This window comes from Propionivibrio sp. (assembly GCF_017995515.1).
Classification (GTDB): domain Bacteria; phylum Pseudomonadota; class Gammaproteobacteria; order Burkholderiales; family Rhodocyclaceae; genus Propionivibrio.
Genome location: NZ_JAGOIT010000014.1, coordinates 1 through 2,886, shown reverse-complemented (window position 1 = coordinate 2,886; position 2,886 = coordinate 1). Strand labels below are relative to the sequence as shown.

Here is a 2,886-nt window from a genome sequence, read left to right as displayed (position 1 = left end):
GAGGGGTGTGGTTCGACAAGCTCACCGTGAGCGGATGGCGGGAATTCAGCACGCGCGGAGTTGGGCATGAAACCATTCTGGGTTTACATCGTTCGCTGTGCTGACGATAGCTACTACACGGGGCATACAGACGACCTTGATCGGCGGGTGGCGCAGCACAAGGAGGGGGCTATTCCCGGCTGTTACACGTTCAAGCGGCGCCCTGTGACCTTGGTGTTTAGTCAGCCCTGTGTGACGCGTGAAGAAGCTTTGGCTGCTGAGCAGCAAATTAAAGGTTGGAGTAGGAAAAAGAAGGAGGCGATGATGCGGAATGATTGGGCTGAAGTTTCCAGATTGGCTTGTTCAGCTTCGAATCACGCAGCCTTTCGACCGGCTCAGGGCGAGCGGGTTAGCTTCACAGAATCGCCATTGGAGAAGAAATAGGCATGCCTCGCCCGAAAATGACCGAAAAAGCCCCCAAGGCCATCGCTTCCACCCAGTCGCTCTCGGCCTTCGTCAAGAGTATCTGCGACGTGATGCGCCGCTCCAACTGCGCCAGCGCTTTGCAATACGTGCCGGAGCTGACGTGGGTTCTGTTCCTGCGCATTCTCGACGCGCAGGAGGCGCGTGAGGCGGAACAGGCCGAGGTGCTGGGCGCGGAGTTCTCTCCGGCGCTGTGCAGCCCTTACCGCTGGCAGGACTGGGCGGCGCCGTGGTCGGACAAGGCGGATCATCCGCAAACCACAGATGGCAAGGTGCAGGGCTGGAAGCGGCAGGAACTGTTCGCCGCCGGCGACGGCAGACTGTTCGACTTCATCAACAAGGCGCTGTTGCCGCACCTGCACGCGCTGGATGTGGACCCGCGCACGAATCTGCCGAACCCGGCGGCCAGCCCGAAGCAGCGCATCATCGGCCGGATCATGACGGCGGTGGAGCGCGTGCGCGTGGATGACGAGGCCAACCTGCGCGATATCCTCGACCGCGTGCATGAGATCAGCATCGACCATATCGACGACACGCATTTCTTCACGCTCTCGCAGGTGTATGAAGACCTGTTGCTGAAGATGGGCGAGAAGAATTCGGACGGCGGCCAGTTCTTCACGCCGCGCGAGGTGATCCGGGCGATGGTGCATACCGTTGATCCCGCACTGGGTCAGACGGTTTACGACCCGTGCTGCGGCACCGGCGGCTTTCTCGCCGTGGCCTACGAGCACATGGCGCGCAAGCTGGGCAAGGCGGCAGCGAGCACGGACATTGAAGCGCTCAAGCACGACACCTTCTTCGGGCGTGAGAAGGAGAATCTGGTGTTTCCGATCGCGCTGGCCAATCTGGTGCTGCACGGCATTGATCAGCCGAACCTGTGGCACGGCAATTCGCTGACGCGCCGCGCGACCTACGCCGAATTGTTCCGGCATGCGCCCGCGCAGTTCGACGTGATCCTGACCAATCCGCCCTTTGGCGGCAAGGAGGGCAAGGATGCGCAGAAGAACTTCGCCTTCGAGACGAGCGCGACGCAGGTGCTGTTCGTACAGGACATCCTCGCCGAACTCGCGCCCGGCGGCACCTGCGCCATCGTGCTCGATGAGGGCTTGCTGTTCCGCACCAACGAGAGCGCCTTCGTCGAAACCAAGCGCAAGCTCACCGACGAGTGCGATCTGTGGGCCATCGTCAGCCTGCCCGGCGGGGTGTTTTCGACCGCCGGCGCGGGGGTGAAGACCAATCTTCTGTTCTTCACCAAAGGGAAGAAGACCGAGCGCATTTGGTACTACGACCTGTCGTGGGTGAAGGTGGGCAAAAAGACGCCGCTGACGCTGGCGCATTTCGGCTTTGGCAAGGACGGCGCGGTGCTCGGCGACGACGCCTTGCCCGCCCTCGTCACGGCTGACTGGCTGGCCGACGAGGCGAATGCCGGCCAGCCTTTCCCGACCTATGCGCGCATGCGGCAGCACCACGGCAGGCCCGAGGGCGCCAGCCGCTACTCATGGACGGTCGACTTCTCGGAGCGCCGCGCCAAGGCGCGCGAGGCAATGCAGCCGCTGCTGGACAAAACCGCCGGGATCAAGGTGGCCGTGGTCGAGTTGAAGGAAGAGCTCAAGCGGTTAAAGAAGGAGAAGGCCGACGCAAAGCGGATCGAGGCGATGGAGGCTGAGATCCGTGATCAGGAAAAGGTGGCCCGCGATCTGGAGGCCGAGGCTGCCGCCATCGACGCGGCCGTCTTCGACCTGAAAGCCGTCAATCCCAACGCGGTGACGGTGGCTGACGAACGCATGCCGGACGAGATTATCGAGAGCATTGCGGTACAGGGGCGGATCGTCGCTGAGGCGCTGGCGCGCCTGAAGACGCTGATCATGAGGTGAACCATGAATACCGCGATCCAGATATCTTTCCCCCAAGCGCTGCTATCCGCCCTGCGCGAGCTGATCCAGCAAGGGTGACTGCGGGCGTTGCGCGCAGCGTATGGCAAGCGGCTTTTGCCGCAATTGGCCGAGGCGCTGACGCGGGAGTTCGGCAAGGGTTCGTGCGTCCAATCTGCGCTACATGCGGCTGTTTTTTCAGGCGTTTCCGAATTGTGACGCGCTGCGTTCCGAATTGAGCCGGACGCATTACCGGCGACTGCTGCGCGTCGAAGATTCCCGTGCGCGGGCGTGGTACATGGACGAGGCGGCCGGGCAGAACTGGAGCACGCGGGCGCTGGAGCGGCAGAGCGAGCAGCTTTTCGCCAGCAAGTACCGTTTGATCCTGCCCAGCGAGGAGGAACTGCGTCGGGAGATCGAGAGTGCGCGGGTGGCGATCCAGGGGGCGTGAACGCATCAAAAGTGACGGCCCGCTCTTCCGCATCCGTCCTGCCGAAATGGGCGACGCCACGCGGTTGGGCTGTTCATCCTTAAAACCTCAGTTCTTCACCGC

General features: G+C 62.5%; 3 protein-coding genes. All 3 read left to right on the top strand.

Annotated features, from left to right (window positions below):
- Positions 1–66 precede the first annotated feature (66 nt).
- The 3 genes from KBA32_RS03775 (at position 67) to KBA32_RS03765 (ending at position 2,784) form a co-directional block, all read left to right on the top strand.
- Entirely contained in the window at positions 67–423 is a 357-nt protein-coding gene (locus KBA32_RS03775; RefSeq protein ID WP_294355515.1) for a GIY-YIG nuclease family protein, read from the top strand.
- Between the two features lie 2 nt (positions 424–425).
- Positions 426–2,336: an N-6 DNA methylase gene (locus KBA32_RS03770; protein ID WP_294355513.1), complete on the top strand. Its 1,911-nt coding sequence runs from the start codon at positions 426–428 to the stop codon at positions 2,334–2,336.
- Positions 2,337–2,508: 172 nt separating this feature from the next.
- Complete coding sequence (locus KBA32_RS03765) at positions 2,509–2,784, top strand: DUF1016 N-terminal domain-containing protein (protein ID WP_367113738.1); 276 nt, start codon at positions 2,509–2,511, stop codon at positions 2,782–2,784.
- Positions 2,785–2,886 lie beyond the last annotated feature (102 nt).